Source organism: Mesobacillus sp. MER 48 (assembly GCF_023714225.1).
In the GTDB taxonomy this organism is placed as follows: domain Bacteria; phylum Bacillota; class Bacilli; order Bacillales; family Cytobacillaceae; genus Mesobacillus; species Mesobacillus oceanisediminis_A.
In genome coordinates, this window is the sequence record NZ_JAMAUR010000006.1 from 99,363 (window position 1) to 115,520 (window position 16,158).

The 16,158-nt window shown below is 43.6% G+C and carries 15 protein-coding genes and 2 riboswitches; of the genes, 11 read left to right on the top strand and 4 right to left on the bottom strand.

From position 1 onward, the window contains the following. Positions 1 to 173: 173 nt before the first annotated feature. Both M3593_RS18665 and M3593_RS18670 read left to right on the top strand, forming a co-directional pair. Complete coding sequence (locus tag M3593_RS18665; protein WP_144479027.1) at positions 174 to 761, top strand: cell wall hydrolase; 588 nt, start codon at positions 174 to 176, stop codon at positions 759 to 761. A gap of 154 nt (positions 762 to 915) precedes the next feature. Then, positions 916 to 1,830, top strand: a complete 915-nt coding sequence (locus M3593_RS18670; RefSeq protein ID WP_251544380.1) for a nuclease-related domain-containing protein — start codon at positions 916 to 918, stop codon at positions 1,828 to 1,830. Between the two features lie 648 nt (positions 1,831 to 2,478). Here the strand turns inward: M3593_RS18670 and dacB are convergent. Then, on the bottom strand, positions 2,479 to 3,960 hold the full coding sequence (gene dacB, locus M3593_RS18675) for a D-alanyl-D-alanine carboxypeptidase/D-alanyl-D-alanine endopeptidase (RefSeq protein ID WP_483308933.1): 1,482 nt from the start codon (positions 3,958 to 3,960) through the stop codon (positions 2,479 to 2,481). A 113-nt stretch (positions 3,961 to 4,073) separates the two neighbouring features. Between dacB and M3593_RS18680 the strand changes: the two genes are divergently transcribed. Further along, positions 4,074 to 4,274 (top strand): hypothetical protein, encoded by a 201-nt coding sequence (locus M3593_RS18680; protein WP_144478771.1) that lies wholly within the window; start codon positions 4,074 to 4,076, stop codon positions 4,272 to 4,274. Positions 4,275 to 4,350: 76 nt separating this feature from the next. Here M3593_RS18680 and M3593_RS18685 read toward each other — a convergent pair whose 3' ends face one another. Genes M3593_RS18685 through M3593_RS18695 form a run of 3 tightly spaced genes read right to left on the bottom strand, consistent with a single transcriptional unit; the run spans position 4,351 to position 8,048 of the window. Continuing rightward, a complete protein-coding gene (locus M3593_RS18685) occupies positions 4,351 to 5,475 on the bottom strand; it encodes a Ger(x)C family spore germination protein (RefSeq protein WP_251544376.1) in 1,125 nt (374 codons plus the stop codon). Next, on the bottom strand, positions 5,459 to 6,571 hold the full coding sequence (locus M3593_RS18690) for a GerAB/ArcD/ProY family transporter (RefSeq protein ID WP_144478775.1): 1,113 nt from the start codon (positions 6,569 to 6,571) through the stop codon (positions 5,459 to 5,461). Before M3593_RS18690 ends, M3593_RS18685 begins: the two co-directional genes overlap by 17 nt. After that, complete coding sequence (locus M3593_RS18695) at positions 6,558 to 8,048, bottom strand: spore germination protein (protein ID WP_251544375.1); 1,491 nt, start codon at positions 8,046 to 8,048, stop codon at positions 6,558 to 6,560. Before M3593_RS18695 ends, M3593_RS18690 begins: the two co-directional genes overlap by 14 nt. Before the next feature lie 162 nt (positions 8,049 to 8,210). Between M3593_RS18695 and M3593_RS18700 the strand changes: the two genes are divergently transcribed. From M3593_RS18700 to zupT, 8 genes are all read left to right on the top strand, one after another. After that, complete coding sequence (locus M3593_RS18700) at positions 8,211 to 8,552, top strand: metal-sensitive transcriptional regulator (protein WP_144478777.1); 342 nt, start codon at positions 8,211 to 8,213, stop codon at positions 8,550 to 8,552. Positions 8,553 to 8,608: 56 nt separating this feature from the next. Next, positions 8,609 to 8,754: riboswitch (FMN riboswitch) on the top strand. Between the two features lie 129 nt (positions 8,755 to 8,883). Further along, a complete protein-coding gene (gene ribD / locus M3593_RS18705; RefSeq protein WP_251544373.1) occupies positions 8,884 to 9,966 on the top strand; it encodes a bifunctional diaminohydroxyphosphoribosylaminopyrimidine deaminase/5-amino-6-(5-phosphoribosylamino)uracil reductase RibD in 1,083 nt (360 codons plus the stop codon). Positions 9,967 to 9,978: 12 nt separating this feature from the next. After that, entirely contained in the window at positions 9,979 to 10,635 is a 657-nt protein-coding gene (ribE, locus tag M3593_RS18710) for a riboflavin synthase (protein ID WP_251544371.1), read from the top strand. Positions 10,636 to 10,646: 11 nt separating this feature from the next. Next, positions 10,647 to 11,840, top strand: coding sequence for a bifunctional 3,4-dihydroxy-2-butanone-4-phosphate synthase/GTP cyclohydrolase II (locus M3593_RS18715; protein ID WP_251544369.1), 1,194 nt, complete (start codon positions 10,647 to 10,649; stop codon positions 11,838 to 11,840). Positions 11,841 to 11,883: 43 nt separating this feature from the next. Then, complete coding sequence (gene ribH / locus M3593_RS18720) at positions 11,884 to 12,354, top strand: 6,7-dimethyl-8-ribityllumazine synthase (protein ID WP_144478785.1); 471 nt, start codon at positions 11,884 to 11,886, stop codon at positions 12,352 to 12,354. Positions 12,355 to 12,516: 162 nt separating this feature from the next. Next, positions 12,517 to 13,914 (top strand): S1C family serine protease, encoded by a 1,398-nt coding sequence (locus M3593_RS18725; protein WP_251544367.1) that lies wholly within the window; start codon positions 12,517 to 12,519, stop codon positions 13,912 to 13,914. Positions 13,915 to 13,926: 12 nt separating this feature from the next. Beyond that, complete coding sequence (locus M3593_RS18730; protein WP_144478787.1) at positions 13,927 to 14,805, top strand: peptidylprolyl isomerase; 879 nt, start codon at positions 13,927 to 13,929, stop codon at positions 14,803 to 14,805. Between the two features lie 277 nt (positions 14,806 to 15,082). Then, positions 15,083 to 15,892: a zinc transporter ZupT gene (gene zupT / locus M3593_RS18735; protein ID WP_251544365.1), complete on the top strand. Its 810-nt coding sequence runs from the start codon at positions 15,083 to 15,085 to the stop codon at positions 15,890 to 15,892. A gap of 148 nt (positions 15,893 to 16,040) precedes the next feature. Continuing rightward, positions 16,041 to 16,125, top strand: a riboswitch (cyclic di-GMP riboswitch). Positions 16,126 to 16,158 lie beyond the last annotated feature (33 nt).

The following is a 16,158-nucleotide window of genomic DNA, read 5'->3' on the forward strand; positions in this document are numbered from 1 at the left end:
CGGGGAAAGATTGGAATAAAATACTAGGTTTTAAAAGAGTCAAGCATCTTCAACAGATTGAGAAGGTTTATCCTGATTGGTACTTATTGGTCAATGAATCCATATGTTACAACTGCTAGCCTTATTAGTAGAGAAAAAGAGCAACTCTACTGGAGGTTTGGAAAATGAAAAAGATGAAAAAGACTTTGGCAGCACTCACAGCTGCAGTATCTCTATCTGTATTTTCAATGGGTGCGGCTGCAGAAGCGGCAACTTACCAGGTGAAAACAGGAGATACACTTTGGGGAATTGCGAGTAAAAATGCAGTGCCTGTGAATCAATTGAAAAAGGCCAATAACCGGACTAGCAATCTACTATATCCAGGACAAAAGTTGACGATTCCTGCCTCGACGGTATCTGCGGCAGATCAGGACTTGCTTGCAAGACTGGTCCACGCTGAGGCAAAAGGCGAGCCATATGCAGGGAAAGTAGCAGTAGCGACTGTTGTCTTGAATAGAGTAGCAAGCTCTGAATTCCCTAATACAATCAAAGGAGTCATCTATCAAAAATCAAACGGCTATTATGCATTCACACCCGTGAAAAATGGCGCCATCAACAAGGCAGCGGATGCAGAGTCAAAGAAAGCCGTTAAAGAAGCCATTGCATTCAGGGGACAGGGGAATGGATCATTATTCTTCTTTAATCCGAAAACCGCAGTAAGCAAATGGGTGTTTTCAAGAGAAGCAACCGTGACAATCGGAAATCATAGATTTGCGAAGTAACTCAAAAAAGCTGTGCAGATTCTCATTCTGCACAGCTTTTTCTCAATTAGGCTGCTTTTTTAAAGCCAAAAAACAAAGTGATAAAAAACCTTGTTAAATATTCGAATAAAACATACTATTTAATTGCAATACATAACGAATGGAGGAATGTTCTTTGATAGTTAAATCGCGTGTTGAATCGTTGGAGCTACAGATTCTGAGAAAGCTGAATTCAAGAATGAAATTGTCTTCGAAGGAACATAGTAACTATCTGTACCTGGAAAAAGGTTATGAAGGCGAAGTGATTTTTGATCATCGGATGGAGGAGGTAGAAAAAGGCTTTCTAGTTTTGAACGATTTGCTGCTGGAACATGGAAATACGAAATTCCAAATCGATTCCCTATTCCTGTCCCAGATAATCCACATGTTCGAAGTGAAGAATCTTGAGGGAGATTATTATATCGAAGGTGATAGGTGGTACACCCATAATGGAGTAGAAATTAAAAATCCTCTGATACAAATGGAAAGGGCAGAGTCTCTCCTGCGAAGGATGGTGCGAGACCTTGGGTACAACATAAATATTGAATCAACACTGGTCTTTGTGAACAACAATTTTTACCTCTATCAAGCCCCGCGTAATTTACCGATTATCTTTCCGAACCAGATTCCAAGACTTCTTAAAAACCTGCAAAAACAATTTTCTCCAATAAAAAATACCCACACAAACCTAGCCGAACGTCTGCATTCCCTGCATACTCAAGATTCGCCATACTCCCGGCTGCCTCAATATAGTTTCGACAAATTGAAGAAGGGAATAACCTGTTCCCATTGTCATAGCATGAATACAATCGTGACTCGAAAAACACTAATATGCACCAGTTGCGGGAAACGGGAAACTTTACATGAAGCAGTATTGAGAAGTGTTAGAGATATTCAATTACTTTTTCCGGAAGAAGCTTTAACAGTCAATACGGTCCATGAATGGTGCAAGTCTGTCAAAACAAAGAAAGCCATTAGGAACATTCTTTCAGAAAACTATACATTGGAGGGCCATGGCCCATCTTCCCGCTATATAACTGTTGATAAATGATTCTTGAAGGAGAATGATACCCTTATACAAGCGAAACTGTCCACATAAGGGTACCACTCAAGCGGAAAAACACCCTTATGAGGGCAAAACTGTCCACATAAGGGTACCACTCCGATCGAGAGACACCCTTATGCAGGCAAAACTATCCACATAAGGGTACCATTCCGATCGAGAGACACCCTTATGCAGGCAAAACTGTCCACATAAGGGTACCATTCAAGCCAAAAGACACCCTTATACAGGGAAACTATCCACATAAGGGTATCATTCCGATCGAGAGACACCCTTATGCAGGCAAAACTGTCCACATAAGGACACCATTCAAGCCAAAAGACACCCTTATACAGGCGAAACTGTCCACATAAGAGCACCATTCAAGCGGAAAGACACCCTTATGAGGGCAAAACTGTCCACATAAGGGCACCATTCAAGCGGAAAGACGCCCTTATGCAAGTGAAACTGTCCACATAAGGGCACCATTCAAGCCCATAGACCCCCTTATGCAGGCAAAACTGTCCACATAAGGGCACCATTCAAGCGGAAAGACACCCTTATACAAGCAAAACCATCCACATAAGGGTACCATTCAAGCCGAAACACCCTTATGAAGACCAAACTATCCACATAAGGGTATCATTCAAGCTTCAGTCATTGTCTTGAAAGTATTCTAACGATTTGATCCTCAACATTCCTGCCATCCCTGTCATCCAGCAGGTTATTCAGCATTATCGTAAAAATTAGTGTCTCGCCGCCGGGCTTTTCCACATATCCTGCGAGGGTGCTTACTCCAGTCAGCGAGCCTGTTTTGGCCTGAACGGTAACGAACTTCGCCTCTTCTTTCAGTCTGTTTCGCATCGTCCCGCCAACCATCCTATCCTTTGCTCCGGCCACGGGAAGGGAATTCTTGAAAACAGGAAACCATTCCTCTCCTTGCACTTCATAAAGAATTTTTGTGATCTCATTTGCCGGAACGAGGTTCGCATGGGATAGACCAGAGCCATCACGGAGGATGATTTTACTTGTATCGACACCGATACTCTCCAACTCATCCATCATTCCCTCAAAACCCTTGTCCCAGCTGCCGTCACCGTGGACGGCTTTGCCTATTTCTTTCACTAGTACTTCTGCATGGCCATTATTGCTGAGCTTCATGAATGGAATCATCAGGTCAGCAAGGGGAATGGATTTATGAAAAATTAATACCGGCATGGCATCTGCAGCCTTGCCATTTTTTATTTTCCCAACAATCTCGATGCCCTGGTCTTCCAGGGCTTTCTTAAAAAGGGTTCCGGCATATTGCGCTGGATTCCAGACGGCGACCCATTCCCTTACCAGTTGTGAATCCGCAGGAATCGACCCTTTCACGACAATAGCATTTGTGCCATGCTCCCGTTTGATTTGGATATCTTGCTTTCCTTTAGGTTCGATTGTTTTAGTTTCATTAACGACTGTGACGAAATCTGTATCCGGCTCAAGCGAAATCTTGGCTGCTTTGCCTTTTTTGCCGGGGGAAATGGAGACTATTACTGTTCCGGCATCATAGTCCAGATTCGGTGATGCTGTCAGTGCCGATATTTGCGCTCCATAATATTGATGCTCATCATTCCAGGATAGGTCCTCTGAATACCTGACATCATCATACCAGCTGTCATCGGTGATAATATCACCATCAATCTTGGAGATTCCGTTCTTCTTCAATTTTTTTGCTATTTCAGCAAAATCAGCTGGAAGGAGTGTTGGATCTCCTTTGCCTTTTAAATAAAGATCTCCTGATAGAGTGCCGCCTGCTATTTTACCAGTCGTCAAAACTTCGGTTGTAAAACGATAATCTTCCCCTAAAACTGACAGTGATGCGGCGGCAGTGAACATCTTCAGTATAGAAGCCGGCTGCATTCGAATCTCTCCGTTATGCTCATACAGCAGCTTTCCGTGATCTGCTGACCTGATGCTGATACCCGCCAGCGCACCATCAAGAATCGGTTCGTTTTCAATGAATTCATTGATTTCCTCTGACAGATCAACACTGGTTGAAACAGCCTGTGCAGGAGGTTCATCCGTATAGAAAAGCGGAATGATGGCTAAAATGCTAATAAACATGAACAGGACGATGAATATAGTTTTTTGTTTCAATTTTTCGTTCATTCCCTTCATAACTCTTCTGTTTTCGACAGGAATTTTCCCAATAAACAACTAGTAGAGTCTATGATAATGTTTAAATTAATAGAAGGTTGAGGAGGAAAAATATGTACCGATACGTTTGGAATACTTTATTCATTGTAGCCATCGGAGCAGGATTTTACTTCTATGTCCAACTGATTTTTTCCAAGGTGACAGATCCGTTGTACGGGACATTGGCACTTCTCGTAGGCTGCCTGTTCGCAGCCGGGATTTCAAGGGAGATGCTGTTGCTTTTGCAAAATAGAAATGAAAATAGCCAGGTTTAACTTAAAAAATACTCCTTATTGATCTTCTTTAGATTTGGAAGCTCAATAGGAGTATTTTGTTTGGTTGGAATCAAGTTTATTCTATGATTCCATGTCCGACAATTTCTACAACGACTTTTGGAGTTATGACCACGTTTGGATATTCCTTTATCCAATCCACATGCTTCCAATAGTCGGGGTATTGCGCAATCAGTCTTCTGCCAATCCCTAAACTATCACTATTTGCTTCCTGAAGAGTTTTAATAGTGGCTGCTGCATCATTGGTCAGCATCTCAGATAGTTTATTGTTCAATTTTGTAATTTCCTGCTTATTGTATAAATGGTTCTTAACGTAGTCGGTGATATCAATTTTTAACTTTAAATGTATATTCGCAATAGCCCGATTGTTCTTCACTTTTACCTCTAATGTTTCCTTTGCTTTTTTTACGGTAAAAGAAACAAAATGTGGCGGCTTGAAACTTTCACCTTCAGATATTCTTTTTGTGAATTTTGGTGACTTTCCCGAATTGCCGTCAAGCAATAGGAAAATAACCGCTTCGTCCCCGGTAAGTACCTGACCAGTGAATTTCCTTTCGTTAAATAAGGCAATACCCTCAACACTGGCGGCTTTCCTGTCTTCTGATGGACGAAGGAAAGGCAAAACGAAATCTTCTCCTGGATCAAACATCTCCGCGCAGATCGATTGAATGTTTTCGGCTGGAATGAGGGAAGCGATTTCCTGGCTCTCTAATAAATCATAGAAATATGAACTGGCCTTCTCCTCTTCAATATTTATTCGCAGCAAATCCTTACCCATCCCCTCGGCTACGACTACTTTGGCGCTTAGAGCACTCTTGGGATCCCGATAGAATAAATCAAGTACAGAATAGATATCCTTTTTTGCGAGCTCATTCCCTATGATTAACACCCTTAGTTTGGATGCATCAAAGACCTTTTCCGATTTTCTGTCTATGTCCGCCCGTGCCTCTCTTGGTGTATTTCCGAGGCCAGAACTGATGGTATATCCGCTGACCCCTCCTCCCTCTTGATTCTTTTTTATGATTGGGGAAGTAAGCTCATCGAGTATTTTTCCGTCAGGAGTCAAATCGAAGCTGGCCGCCATGAATAATTTTACATCCTTCAATAAATGCTGATCCCAGCAGGCACTAAGCAACAGAAGGGTGACAATAGCAAGAATGCCTGTTTTAAGAATTCGGGTCATTGGCCTTACCTCCATGCTCGGATTTTTTGAACAGGAATGAAACGGTGAGTAAAAAGGCAGGGAAAAGGATGAAAATAAAACCGGCCTTCGGGATATTGCTGCTCATGATATCTAAATATTTGATGTCAATTTCAGGTAAAAAAGAAAAGCCATAAATGATAAGCGCCATACAATACACAAGTTTCCGTCGATCCCTTTTATAAAAAATTTTAGCGGCTGAGTCAGCGGCCAGAAACAGGTAACTGCAGAAAGAAGTGAATACAAGGAATATCCAGATTGACAGAAATAGTAAATCCGTTCGTTCAATGAGTTTGAACGTATAAGATTTTAAGATATACAAAAGCGGTTCTGGCAATATTTTTATTTCAGCCGGGCTGAAGTAAATGAAACTGATGATAACCACATAGGCATAAAGTATGGTACTGAACAGGTTAGCAAAAGATACTGCCTTGAATTTTTGAAGTGTCGTTCCTGATACCATTGGAAAAGTGAGAAGGATGATTTCAAACCCCAGCATGGAAAGGATCGCGTCTTTACTGCCAATGACAATATCTTTGATGCCAGCCTGTCCGATCGGTAACATATAATAAATGTTCGCATCCTTCAACGTGTAGGAAACAAGCAGCAAGAGCAAAAGGATAAGCGGTGTGACCAATGTGTAAAAACGGGCCAGGACTTTCAATCCGCCAACACTTAAATAGATTCCGGACAGCAAAAGCAAACCGCCGATTACCCAATTTGGAGTATAGGGAAGGATCCAGCGATCGATAATTCTGACATAGAGCACAAGAATCAGACTCCCGACACTGATGAAATATAGCATATAGAAAAGAGAAATTAGTTTACCAATCTTCCTGCCTAACACAAACGCTGAAATATCAAGGATGTTTTTAGACTTGAATTTTTTAAAAAGCATGAAATACATTAACAAGACCCCTTGAAGCAAAAGGCCGGCCAGAAGTATCGAAATCCATCCATCTGACTGCGCAGATTTATGCATTTCATATGGGAGAGACAGGGCACCTACACCCAACTGTGTCTGGATGATCAAAAAGAAAAATTGCTGATGGGTAATCGTATCTTTATCTCGGTTCATTTGTTTTCCATCCTCTAGAGTCCCGCTGTCTCTTGGTGTTTACCGCATGTGAATTGCGCGGACGCTCATCCATTTTCCAAAGAGGCATTCTCAAAAATGTGTCCTTAAGATCCTTGACCTGCAATGGAGCCAATGGCGAAAAATATGGCACTCCGAAAGATTCGAGCTTGCACAGTTTAATGAAGACGAATATCAGGCCAAAAGTCAGTCCCACGAAACCTAATATTGAAGCCGCAACCATTAGGGGAAACCTGATCAGCCGGACGGTCGTACTCATTTCATTGGAAGGGACGACAAACGCAGATATCGCAGTGACAGCGACGATGACAATCATGATATTAGAAATCAATCCTGCGCTTACAACGGCATCACCAATGACAAGACCTCCAACAATTCCGATGGTTTGTCCAATCGGTCTCGGAAGCCTGATCCCAGCTTCCCTGATCAATTCAATCGTTATCTCCATGAAGAAAGCCTCCAAAAGCGGAGGATATGGGATTCCTTCTACAGATCCCTTTAATGGGAGAATTAACTCATGAGGGATGACTTCAAGGTGAAAAGCAATAATCGCAATGTAAAAGGCCGGCAATGTGATGGCGATAAGAAAGCTGACATACCTGAGCAATCGGATGAATGACGAAGGAATCCACCGGCTGTTATAATCATCCGAAGACTGATAGAATGCAAAAAAAGTAATTGGCAATATCAAGGCTGTCGGACTGCCATCACCAATGATGGTGATCCTGCCTTCCATCAGATTCGCGATCACCCTGTCCGGCCTCTCGGTGTTGATGAGCTGTGGAAACAAAGAGAATGGATCATCCTCAATGAACTCCTCTATATAGCCTGGACTTAAAACCATGTCAGTCGAAATATAGGAAAGCCTTCTTTCAACTTCATCAACGATTTTCTGGTCAGCAATCCCTTTCATAAAAATGACAGCTACTTTGGTTTTTGTCTTATCGCCTAACTCATGGTAGTTAACCGTGAATTCTGGATTTTTAATTCTAAGCCTTAGCTGGCTGATATTTGTTTCAAGTTTTTCAACGAAGCCATCATGTGCGCCGCGAACCACTGCTTCATTTATCGGTTCCTGTATGGCACGTTGGATATCCTTAGGGAATGTGAATAACCAGGCTTCGTCCCGTTCGCATATGAACAAAACATATCCACCGCTGAGGATGCCGCTGATCATTTCCTCTTGTGTATTCACCGGTGCACCATTTAACGACTTAAGCTCAGCGGGTGTAATCTTCGAATCTTCCATCAATAAAGGAATCAATAATAGTTCCTTGAATTTGTCGGGCGACACCATGGTTTCAAGGAAACAAAAACGCAATGTGCAATTTCCTCTTTTAAATTCAGACTCTTTAAAGTCTGCAGTCTGCTGAAAGATTGCTTTAAGTTTTTCATATCCACTGCAATGAACTTCTTTTTTCTCGCTAATGGATGCAGGAAGCCGGAACTTTTTCATCATCACACCACTTTTTTGCTTAATAGAAACTTTATTAATATATTCGTTAAAAATAGTTATCCCTTTTAAAACGTTTTATATGTAAAAGTTGATTGTGAATTTGCGATTATTTACTGTGTAGGGGTATGATAAAATATAATTAAAGATGTAAAAGGGGGTTTTTAGATGGACATTTTAGAGCCCGAAGTACACCCGGCTGAATGTGGTGACAGCTGCTGCTCTTCAGAGCGCAAAAGCCATCACTCTGAAAAAACGAAAAAAAATCTCGTCACGAGATTGAATCGGATAGAAGGACAAATACGCGGCATAAAAGGACTTATTGAAAGAGATACGTATTGTGACGATGTGATCACACAAATTTCTGCGACTCAGGCGGCATTGAACAGCGTGGCTAAGCTGCTGCTTGAAGGCCATATGAAATCATGCATCGTTGAACGGATTCAGGAAGGTGATAACGAAGTGATCGATGAACTGTTGACGACGATTGAGAAACTGATGAAAAAATAAAAGGTCATTTTGTTTTCTATTTATGAACATGTTCTGTATAATGTCACTAACTTAATATATTCCTTCGGGGTCGGGTGAAATTCCCAACCGGCGGTGATGAAGCATGTGCTTCTTAGTCCGTGACCCGGTTAACATTTGTTAAACGGTGGATCTGGTGAAACTCCAGGGCCGACAGTTAAAGTCTGGATGGGAGAAGGAAAAAACGAGGATTAGAAACAAGGGAGCAGTATACCCTTTTTTTACCCTCTAGTTTGACATTGTCTTTTTTAGGACCCCGAAGCGCTTATGTTTCGGGGTCTTTTTATATTTTTTAAAAGAGGGAGGGATGAAGGTGAAGAATCAGGACTATATGGCCCTTGCCATCAACCTCGCAAAAGCAGCGGAAGGACAGACCACCCCGAACCCCCAGGTTGGCGCTGTGCTTGTAAAAGAAGGGCAGGTCGTTGGCATGGGCGCCCATTTGAAGGCAGGTGAGCCGCATGCCGAGGTCCACGCGATCCGAATGGCAGGTGAGAAAGCGAATGGGGCAACTCTCTACGTGACACTTGAGCCGTGCAGCCATTTCGGGAAGACGCCGCCATGTTCGAATCTTGTCATAGAGTCGGGCATCAAAAAGGTGTTTGTGGCTTCGGTTGACCCTAACCCGCTCGTTGGCGGAGCAGGAATCAAAAAGATGCGTGAGTCGGGAATTGAGGTTGAGGTTGGATTATTGGAGGAAGAAGCTATTGCTCTTAATAAGGTGTTTTTTCATTACATAAGCACAGGGCTTCCATATGTAACCTTGAAGTCAGCCACAAGCCTTGATGGCAAAGTCGCAACAGTGACCGGGGAGAGTAAATGGATCACCGGGGAGCAAGCGCGTAAGGACGTCCATCACTTCCGCCATACACAGGATGCCATTCTGGTTGGCGTCAATACCGTCATAACAGATAATCCAAGCCTCACAACCAGACTTGAAGCTGGCGGGAAAAATCCTATCCGGGTGATTCTGGATTCCACCCTCAGGACGCCTTTAAAATCAGGGGTGATCCATGATCAAGCAGCTAAGACAATCATCGTGACAGGAGCGGGTGCCGAGCCTGAACGGGCAAAACAATTTGAAGAACAAGGCATCGAAATCATCAAGCTTGAGACTGAGAAAGTCGGAATTAAAGAAATGCTGGAAAAACTGGGGGAGCGCGGCATTACTTCACTGTATGTTGAAGGCGGTGCCGAAGTCCACGGCAGTTTTTTAAGGGAGAAGGCTTTTCAGCGGGTGGTTACCTATATTGCACCAAAGCTGATCGGCGGCAGAAATGCTCCGTCAGCATACGGAGGCGAAGGCATTGCCCGTCTGGACGAAACAGTTCCCTTGAAGGTCATTGATGTAAAGCAAATCGGCCAGGATATCCGGATCATTGCTGAGCCGGTCTAGAGGGAGGTTAATATGTTTACAGGGATTATTGAGGAAATAGGGACCGTTGCCAATATCCAGCACAGCGGTGAATCTTTTGTGCTGACAATTGATGCAAAAAAAGTCCTGACAGATGTCCATCTTGGTGACAGTATTGCTGTCAACGGAGTATGCCTCACTGTCACGTCTTTTACAGAAAACAGATTTTCGGTAGATGTGATGCCCGAGACAGTCAAAGCTTCGAGCCTGAAAACTGTCAGGCGAGGTTCAAAGGTGAACCTGGAAAGAGCGATGGCAGCCGGAGGCCGGTTCGGCGGGCATTTTGTTGCCGGCCATGTGGATGGAGTGGGGATCATCAAAGGGAAAACCCAAGTTGAAAACGCAGTTTATTATGAAATTCAGCTTGATCCCGAATTGCTGAAATACGTCATTATGAAAGGCTCCGTCGCAGTTGATGGTACAAGCCTGACTGTTTTCGGGATATCGGAAGACAGCTTGACCCTGTCGCTGATTCCGCTGACCCTTTCGGACACGGTTCTCGGCTTCAAGGATAAAGGCGATATCGTCAATATAGAATGTGACATGATCGGCAAATATGTAGGTCACTTCTTGAGTAACCAGGTTCCAGCAGCTCCAAAAAGAGGAAGTAATATTACAGCCCAATTCTTAGAGGATAACGGGTTTATGTGAGGGTGATGAAAATGTTTGATCCGATTGAAGAGGCTATATATGAACTCATGCAAGGCAATGTAGTCATCGTTTGTGATGATGAGGACAGGGAGAATGAAGGGGATTTTATCGCGCTGGCTGAGAAGGCAACGCCGGATGTCATCAACTTCATGGCGACGCATGGCCGGGGTTTGATCTGTGTTCCAATTGAAACAGAACTGGCACAAAGCCTTGATCTGATACCGATGGTTTCTCGCAACACTGATCCGCATGGTACTGCCTTTACCGTTAGTATCGACCATAAGTTCTCTACAACAGGGATTTCTGCGTTTGAGCGCTCGGCAACAGTACTCAGCATGCTTGATCCAGAGTCTAAGGCTGCCGATTTTAAACGTCCGGGCCACGTCTTTCCGCTTGTCGCCAAAAAAGGCGGCGTATTAAGACGGGCTGGCCATACGGAGGCAGCGGTTGATCTGGCAAAAATGTGCGGCGCCAAGCCGGCTGGCGTTATTTGTGAAATCATGAATGATGACGGCACCATGGCACGAGTGCCGCAGCTTCGCAAGATTGCTGACCAGTTCGACTTAAAAATGATCACCATCAAGGATCTTATCCAATACCGCAACCGTAAGGACAATCTGATTCAAAGAGAGGTTGAAATCAATCTCCCGACTGAATTCGGGATGTTCAAGGCTGTCGGTTATTCGAACGTCGTGGATGACAAGGAACATATTGCCCTTGTTAAAGGTGACATCGACCCGGATGAGCCGGTATTGGTCAGGGTCCACTCTGAGTGCCTGACCGGAGATGTATTCGGTTCGTACCGCTGTGATTGCGGGCCGCAGCTGCATGCCGCATTAACACAGATAAACGAAGAGGGGCGCGGCGTCCTTTTGTATTTGCGCCAGGAAGGCAGGGGCATTGGCCTGATGAATAAGCTGCGGGCCTATAAGCTGCAGGAAGAGGGCTACGATACTGTAGAAGCCAATGAAAAACTCGGCTTCGGTGCTGACCTTCGCGAATACGGGATCGGAGCACAGATTTTAAAAGACCTTGGCATCAAGCAAATGAAACTGCTCACGAACAATCCGCGGAAAATAAGAGGACTTAAGGGTTATGGCCTTGAAGTCGTCGACCGGGTGCCTATCCAGATGCCAGCAAGGGAAGAAAACGAAAACTACTTAAAAACAAAACATAGTAAATTAGGTCATTTACTAAAATTTTAAATCGGAAAAAAACTAAATAACATCTATAAATGGAGGAATAGTCATGAATAGAACTTTTGAAGGTAATTTAGTAGGAACGGGTCTTAAAATCGGAATCGTTGTTGGCCGATTCAACGAGTTCATTACAAGCAAGCTTTTGGGCGGTGCACAGGATGCACTGAAGAGACATGGTGTGGACGAAAGCAATGTCGATGTTGCCTGGGTTCCTGGTGCATTCGAAATTCCATTGGTAGCGCAAAAAATGGCAAAGAGCAATAAATATGATGCAGTCATCACTTTAGGAACCGTCATCCGGGGCTCCACTCCGCATTTTGACTATGTTTGCAATGAAGCTGCCAAAGGGGTATCAGCCGCGGCGATGAACTCAGGAGTCCCTGTCATCTTCGGTGTCCTGACGACCGATACAATCGAGCAGGCAATTGAACGCGCCGGAACGAAAGCAGGCAATAAAGGCTGGGACGCAGCGGCTTCGGCAATCGAAATGGCAAATTTGATGAAAAATATTGAAATGTAATCTTTTAAAGAAGCTGCAGGCTACCATGTCTGCAGCTTTTTTATGTGGCCACGACTAGCAAAGTCTTCCCAAACTTTTAAAATCCTCGCCTTAGTTTGTTAATAATTTGTTCATAATTTCTGGTTATGATGAAAACAAGTTAACAAACGAGGAGGAAATACCATGAAAGAGTTTGAGCAGCAATCCAGTTATGATGAATCGGAACCAGTCAACGAGCAGGAATCCCGGCACGATGAACCGGAACCGGTCAAGGAGCAGCAATCCAAGTATCATGAATCGGTAGCGGTCAAGGAGCAGGGATCCCGCTACCATGAATCGAAATCGGTCAACGAGCAGGAGTCCCGGTACCATGAACCCAAACCGGCCAATGATCAGCAACCCCGGTACCCTGTATCGGAACCGGTCAAAAAGTCCAATAAGTTCAAAAGCATTTTATCAACTGTCATGGCTGGAGTGGTCGGTTCGGCTATAACGCTTGCGGCTGTTAATTTTACCGAAACAGATGCTGGGCAAAAGGAGCAGGCCCAGACGGAAACAGCAGCAGAAAGCAGTTCAAATATTGTGACGACCCCTACATCTGCAAAAAGCTCAGGATCGATTGCCGATATCATTGAGGATTCCTCTAAATCGATTGTCGGTATCACCAATATTCAGCAGCAAAGCAATCCTTTTTCCCGCAGCCAGGGCAATGTTGAAACCGGTTCTGGTTCTGGGGTGATTTTCAAGAAAGAAGGGAATAATGCCTTTATCGTTACGAATAACCATGTCATTGAGGGTGCATCCAAGGTGGAGGTTTCCCTGTATAATGGCGAGAAGGTTGATGCGCAAGTGGTCGGAGCAGACGCGTTAACTGATTTGGCGGTTATTAAAATCGAGGCAGCCAAGGCGGCGGATGTCATCGAATTCGGTGATTCTTCAGCCTTAAGACCTGGCGACCAGGTACTGGCCATCGGAAACCCGCTCGGCCTGGACTTATCACGGACTGTCACTCAAGGAATCGTCAGTGCGGTTGACCGGTCCATCTCAGTGCCGACTTCTGCCGGGGAATGGGAAATGAATGTCATCCAGACCGACGCAGCAATTAACCCGGGGAACAGCGGCGGCGCATTGATCAATACAGATGGAAAAGTAATTGGAATCAATAGTTTAAAAATCTCGCAAAATGGAGTGGAAGGCCTTGGCTTTGCGATTCCGAGCCAGGAGGCACTGCCAATCGTCAACCAGCTGATTGAAACAGGAAAAGTTGAACGCCCTTATTTAGGTGTAAGTCTTGCTGATTTGGAGCAGATCCCTGAAATGTATCTCAAAAATCTGCCAGACAATGTGGACTCCGGTACGATGGTTACCAGCGTCGATCCAAATTCCGCAGCAGCCAAAGCAGGCCTTCAGGAACAAGATATCATCGTCGGCATCAATGATGCACAAGTGAAAAGTGCGAGTGACCTAAGGAGATATATGTATACCAAGCTTAAAAAGGGTGACAGTGCACAGGTGAAAATTTACCGTGACGGCAAACAGCAAACTTTGAAAGTTGTGTTGTCTGCTTCAAGTGTTGAATAATGGAGGGAAATAATGATTGCTTATATGAAAAAGAATAAATTGATGCTGACTTTTGCCGTAATTACCTTAGCACTTCTCTTGATTTTTGCAACAGCTTTTTCAAAAACAGAGACAGCAGCGAGCGTCAACGGTGAAAAAATCACAAAGGATGAATTGAACACAAAATTAACGGAGATGTATGGCGCCGATACATTGGATTCACTGATCACCAATAAAGTGATTGAAATGGAAGCTGATAAGCAAAAGGTAAAAGTAACGGGAAATGAAATAGATGAAGAACTGACAAAACTCCAAGAATCCTATGGCGGTGAAGATGCTTTTGCAGCGGCACTTGAACAGAACAAAGTGTCAATCGACAGGATCAGGGAGGACATTCACATGTATCTCCTTGCTGAAAAAATGATTAAACCTTCTATCAAAGTGACGGAAGAAGAAATGAAAACATACTTCGAGGAAAATAAAGAAAGTTTTGATCAAAAAGAACAAGTAAAAGCAAGCCATATCTTAGTCGAAGATGAGGCAACGGCAAAGAAAGTCAAGAAAGAGCTGGACAGTGGCAAAGACTTTGCTGAATTAGCCAAAGAATATTCCACGGATGCAAGCAATGCAGCTAAAGGAGGAGACCTCGGCTATTTCGGAAAGGGAGAGATGGCGAAAGAATTCGAGGAGGCAGCCTTCGGAATGAAAGTGGGGGAAGTCAGTGCCCCGATAAAAACAGACTTTGGCTACCATATCATTAAAGTTGCCGATAAAAAAGCGGCAAAGACGGCGGTATTCGAGGATCATAAGAAAGAAATCAAGGAATCTTTATTCGACCAAAAAATCCAGACTGAATATCCAAACTGGCTTGAAAAGAAAAAGGCAGATTACAAAATTAAAAGAAATCTATAGTTTTGAAGGAACCTCTGCAGCTTTGCAGGGGTTTTTGTATTTTATTCTTGCAGAAGGAGTTTCTTATACGATAAAATGTTTACTTAAGGAAACTTTTTAGGGTAAATGCATATATTGTTAGGGTAAAGGGATTCTTGCATCTTGAAAGTTTACCAAAGGAAACATTTTAGTGTAAGACTATTTTTCGAACTGTTGAATGGATTCATTCAGGTAACAGACATAGACGATGAATTCCCGTTGGGTCAGCACAAATATCGATTTTAAAAGGAGAATATCAATGACAGAGGAGATTTTATTTGCTTTCGGTTTGACATTATTTGCAGGCCTTGCCACAGGAATTGGCAGTGTCCTTGCTTTTTTTACATCACGGACGAATACAAAATTCCTTTCGCTGGCTCTTGGATTTTCAGCCGGGGTCATGATCTATGTATCGATGATTGAAATCTTTGTCAAAGCCAAGGATGCTCTCGTTTCGGCGATGGGCGTGCAATTGGGAAACTGGGCGACCGTGGGCGGTTTTTTCGCGGGAATTGTATTGATTGCCTTAATTGATAAGTTCATACCGAAGCAGGGAAATCCTCATGAACTGAAGAAAGTTGAGGATATGAACATCTCCAATAAACCTTCCAACGACGCAGCTTTATTGAAAATGGGTACATTCACTGCGCTTGCGATTGGAATTCACAATTTTCCGGAGGGAATTGCAACCTTCACCTCCGCAATCCAGGATCCTGCATTAGGTGTTGCCATTGCGATTGCCATTGCCATCCATAACATTCCGGAGGGAATCGCCGTTTCCGTGCCAGTCTATTTCGCGACCGGAGATAAAAAGAAAGCTTTCAAGCTATCATTTTTGTCCGGGTTATCAGAGCCGATCGGCGCACTGGCGGCTTACCTGTTCCTGATGCCATTCTTGAACGATATTATGTTCGGCGTCATTTTTGCCGCGGTTGCCGGAATCATGGTCTTCATTTCACTTGATGAACTGTTGCCCGCCGCGAAAAAATACGATGAATCACACCTCGCGATTTATGGGTTGGTAGCCGGTATGGCGGTCATGGCTGTGAGTTTGTTGTTGTTTATATAAATAATTGCCATAAAAGCCAGCAAATCAGCTGGTTTTTATTATAGTTTTTTACATAAAAAGAAAATTTACCAAAAATTCATTGAAATCAAACTGTGACTAATATAGTATTAAACATGAGCAAAAAGTAACAAAAAACGACAAAAATTGTCAACGATAATGGCAAACACGACTAAAGTCGCGGACGCAAAGCCACGGGTCTAAGGCAGGAATGCTATGATAGCCGGGTTGCCGAATTGAAAAGAAACTTATCAGCTTCTTTTTGGCAA

Bases quoted from the DNA above. Each gene is read 5' to 3' on its own strand.
- M3593_RS18665 (WP_144479027.1), top strand. From the start codon at position 174: ATGAAAAAGACTTTGGCAGCACTCACAGCTGCAGTATCTCTATCTGTA.
- M3593_RS18680 (WP_144478771.1), top strand. From the start codon at position 4,074: ATGTACCGATACGTTTGGAATACTTTATTCATTGTAGCCATCGGAGCA.
- M3593_RS18685 (WP_251544376.1), bottom strand. From the start codon at position 5,475: ATGACCCGAATTCTTAAAACAGGCATTCTTGCTATTGTCACCCTTCTG.
- M3593_RS18690 (WP_144478775.1), bottom strand. From the start codon at position 6,571: ATGAACCGAGATAAAGATACGATTACCCATCAGCAATTTTTCTTTTTG.
- M3593_RS18695 (WP_251544375.1), bottom strand. From the start codon at position 8,048: ATGATGAAAAAGTTCCGGCTTCCTGCATCCATTAGCGAGAAAAAAGAA.
- M3593_RS18700 (WP_144478777.1), top strand. From the start codon at position 8,211: ATGGACATTTTAGAGCCCGAAGTACACCCGGCTGAATGTGGTGACAGC.
- ribE (WP_251544371.1), top strand. From the start codon at position 9,979: ATGTTTACAGGGATTATTGAGGAAATAGGGACCGTTGCCAATATCCAG.
- M3593_RS18715 (WP_251544369.1), top strand. From the start codon at position 10,647: ATGTTTGATCCGATTGAAGAGGCTATATATGAACTCATGCAAGGCAAT.
- ribH (WP_144478785.1), top strand. From the start codon at position 11,884: ATGAATAGAACTTTTGAAGGTAATTTAGTAGGAACGGGTCTTAAAATC.
- M3593_RS18725 (WP_251544367.1), top strand. From the start codon at position 12,517: ATGAAAGAGTTTGAGCAGCAATCCAGTTATGATGAATCGGAACCAGTC.
- M3593_RS18730 (WP_144478787.1), top strand. From the start codon at position 13,927: ATGATTGCTTATATGAAAAAGAATAAATTGATGCTGACTTTTGCCGTA.
- zupT (WP_251544365.1), top strand. From the start codon at position 15,083: ATGACAGAGGAGATTTTATTTGCTTTCGGTTTGACATTATTTGCAGGC.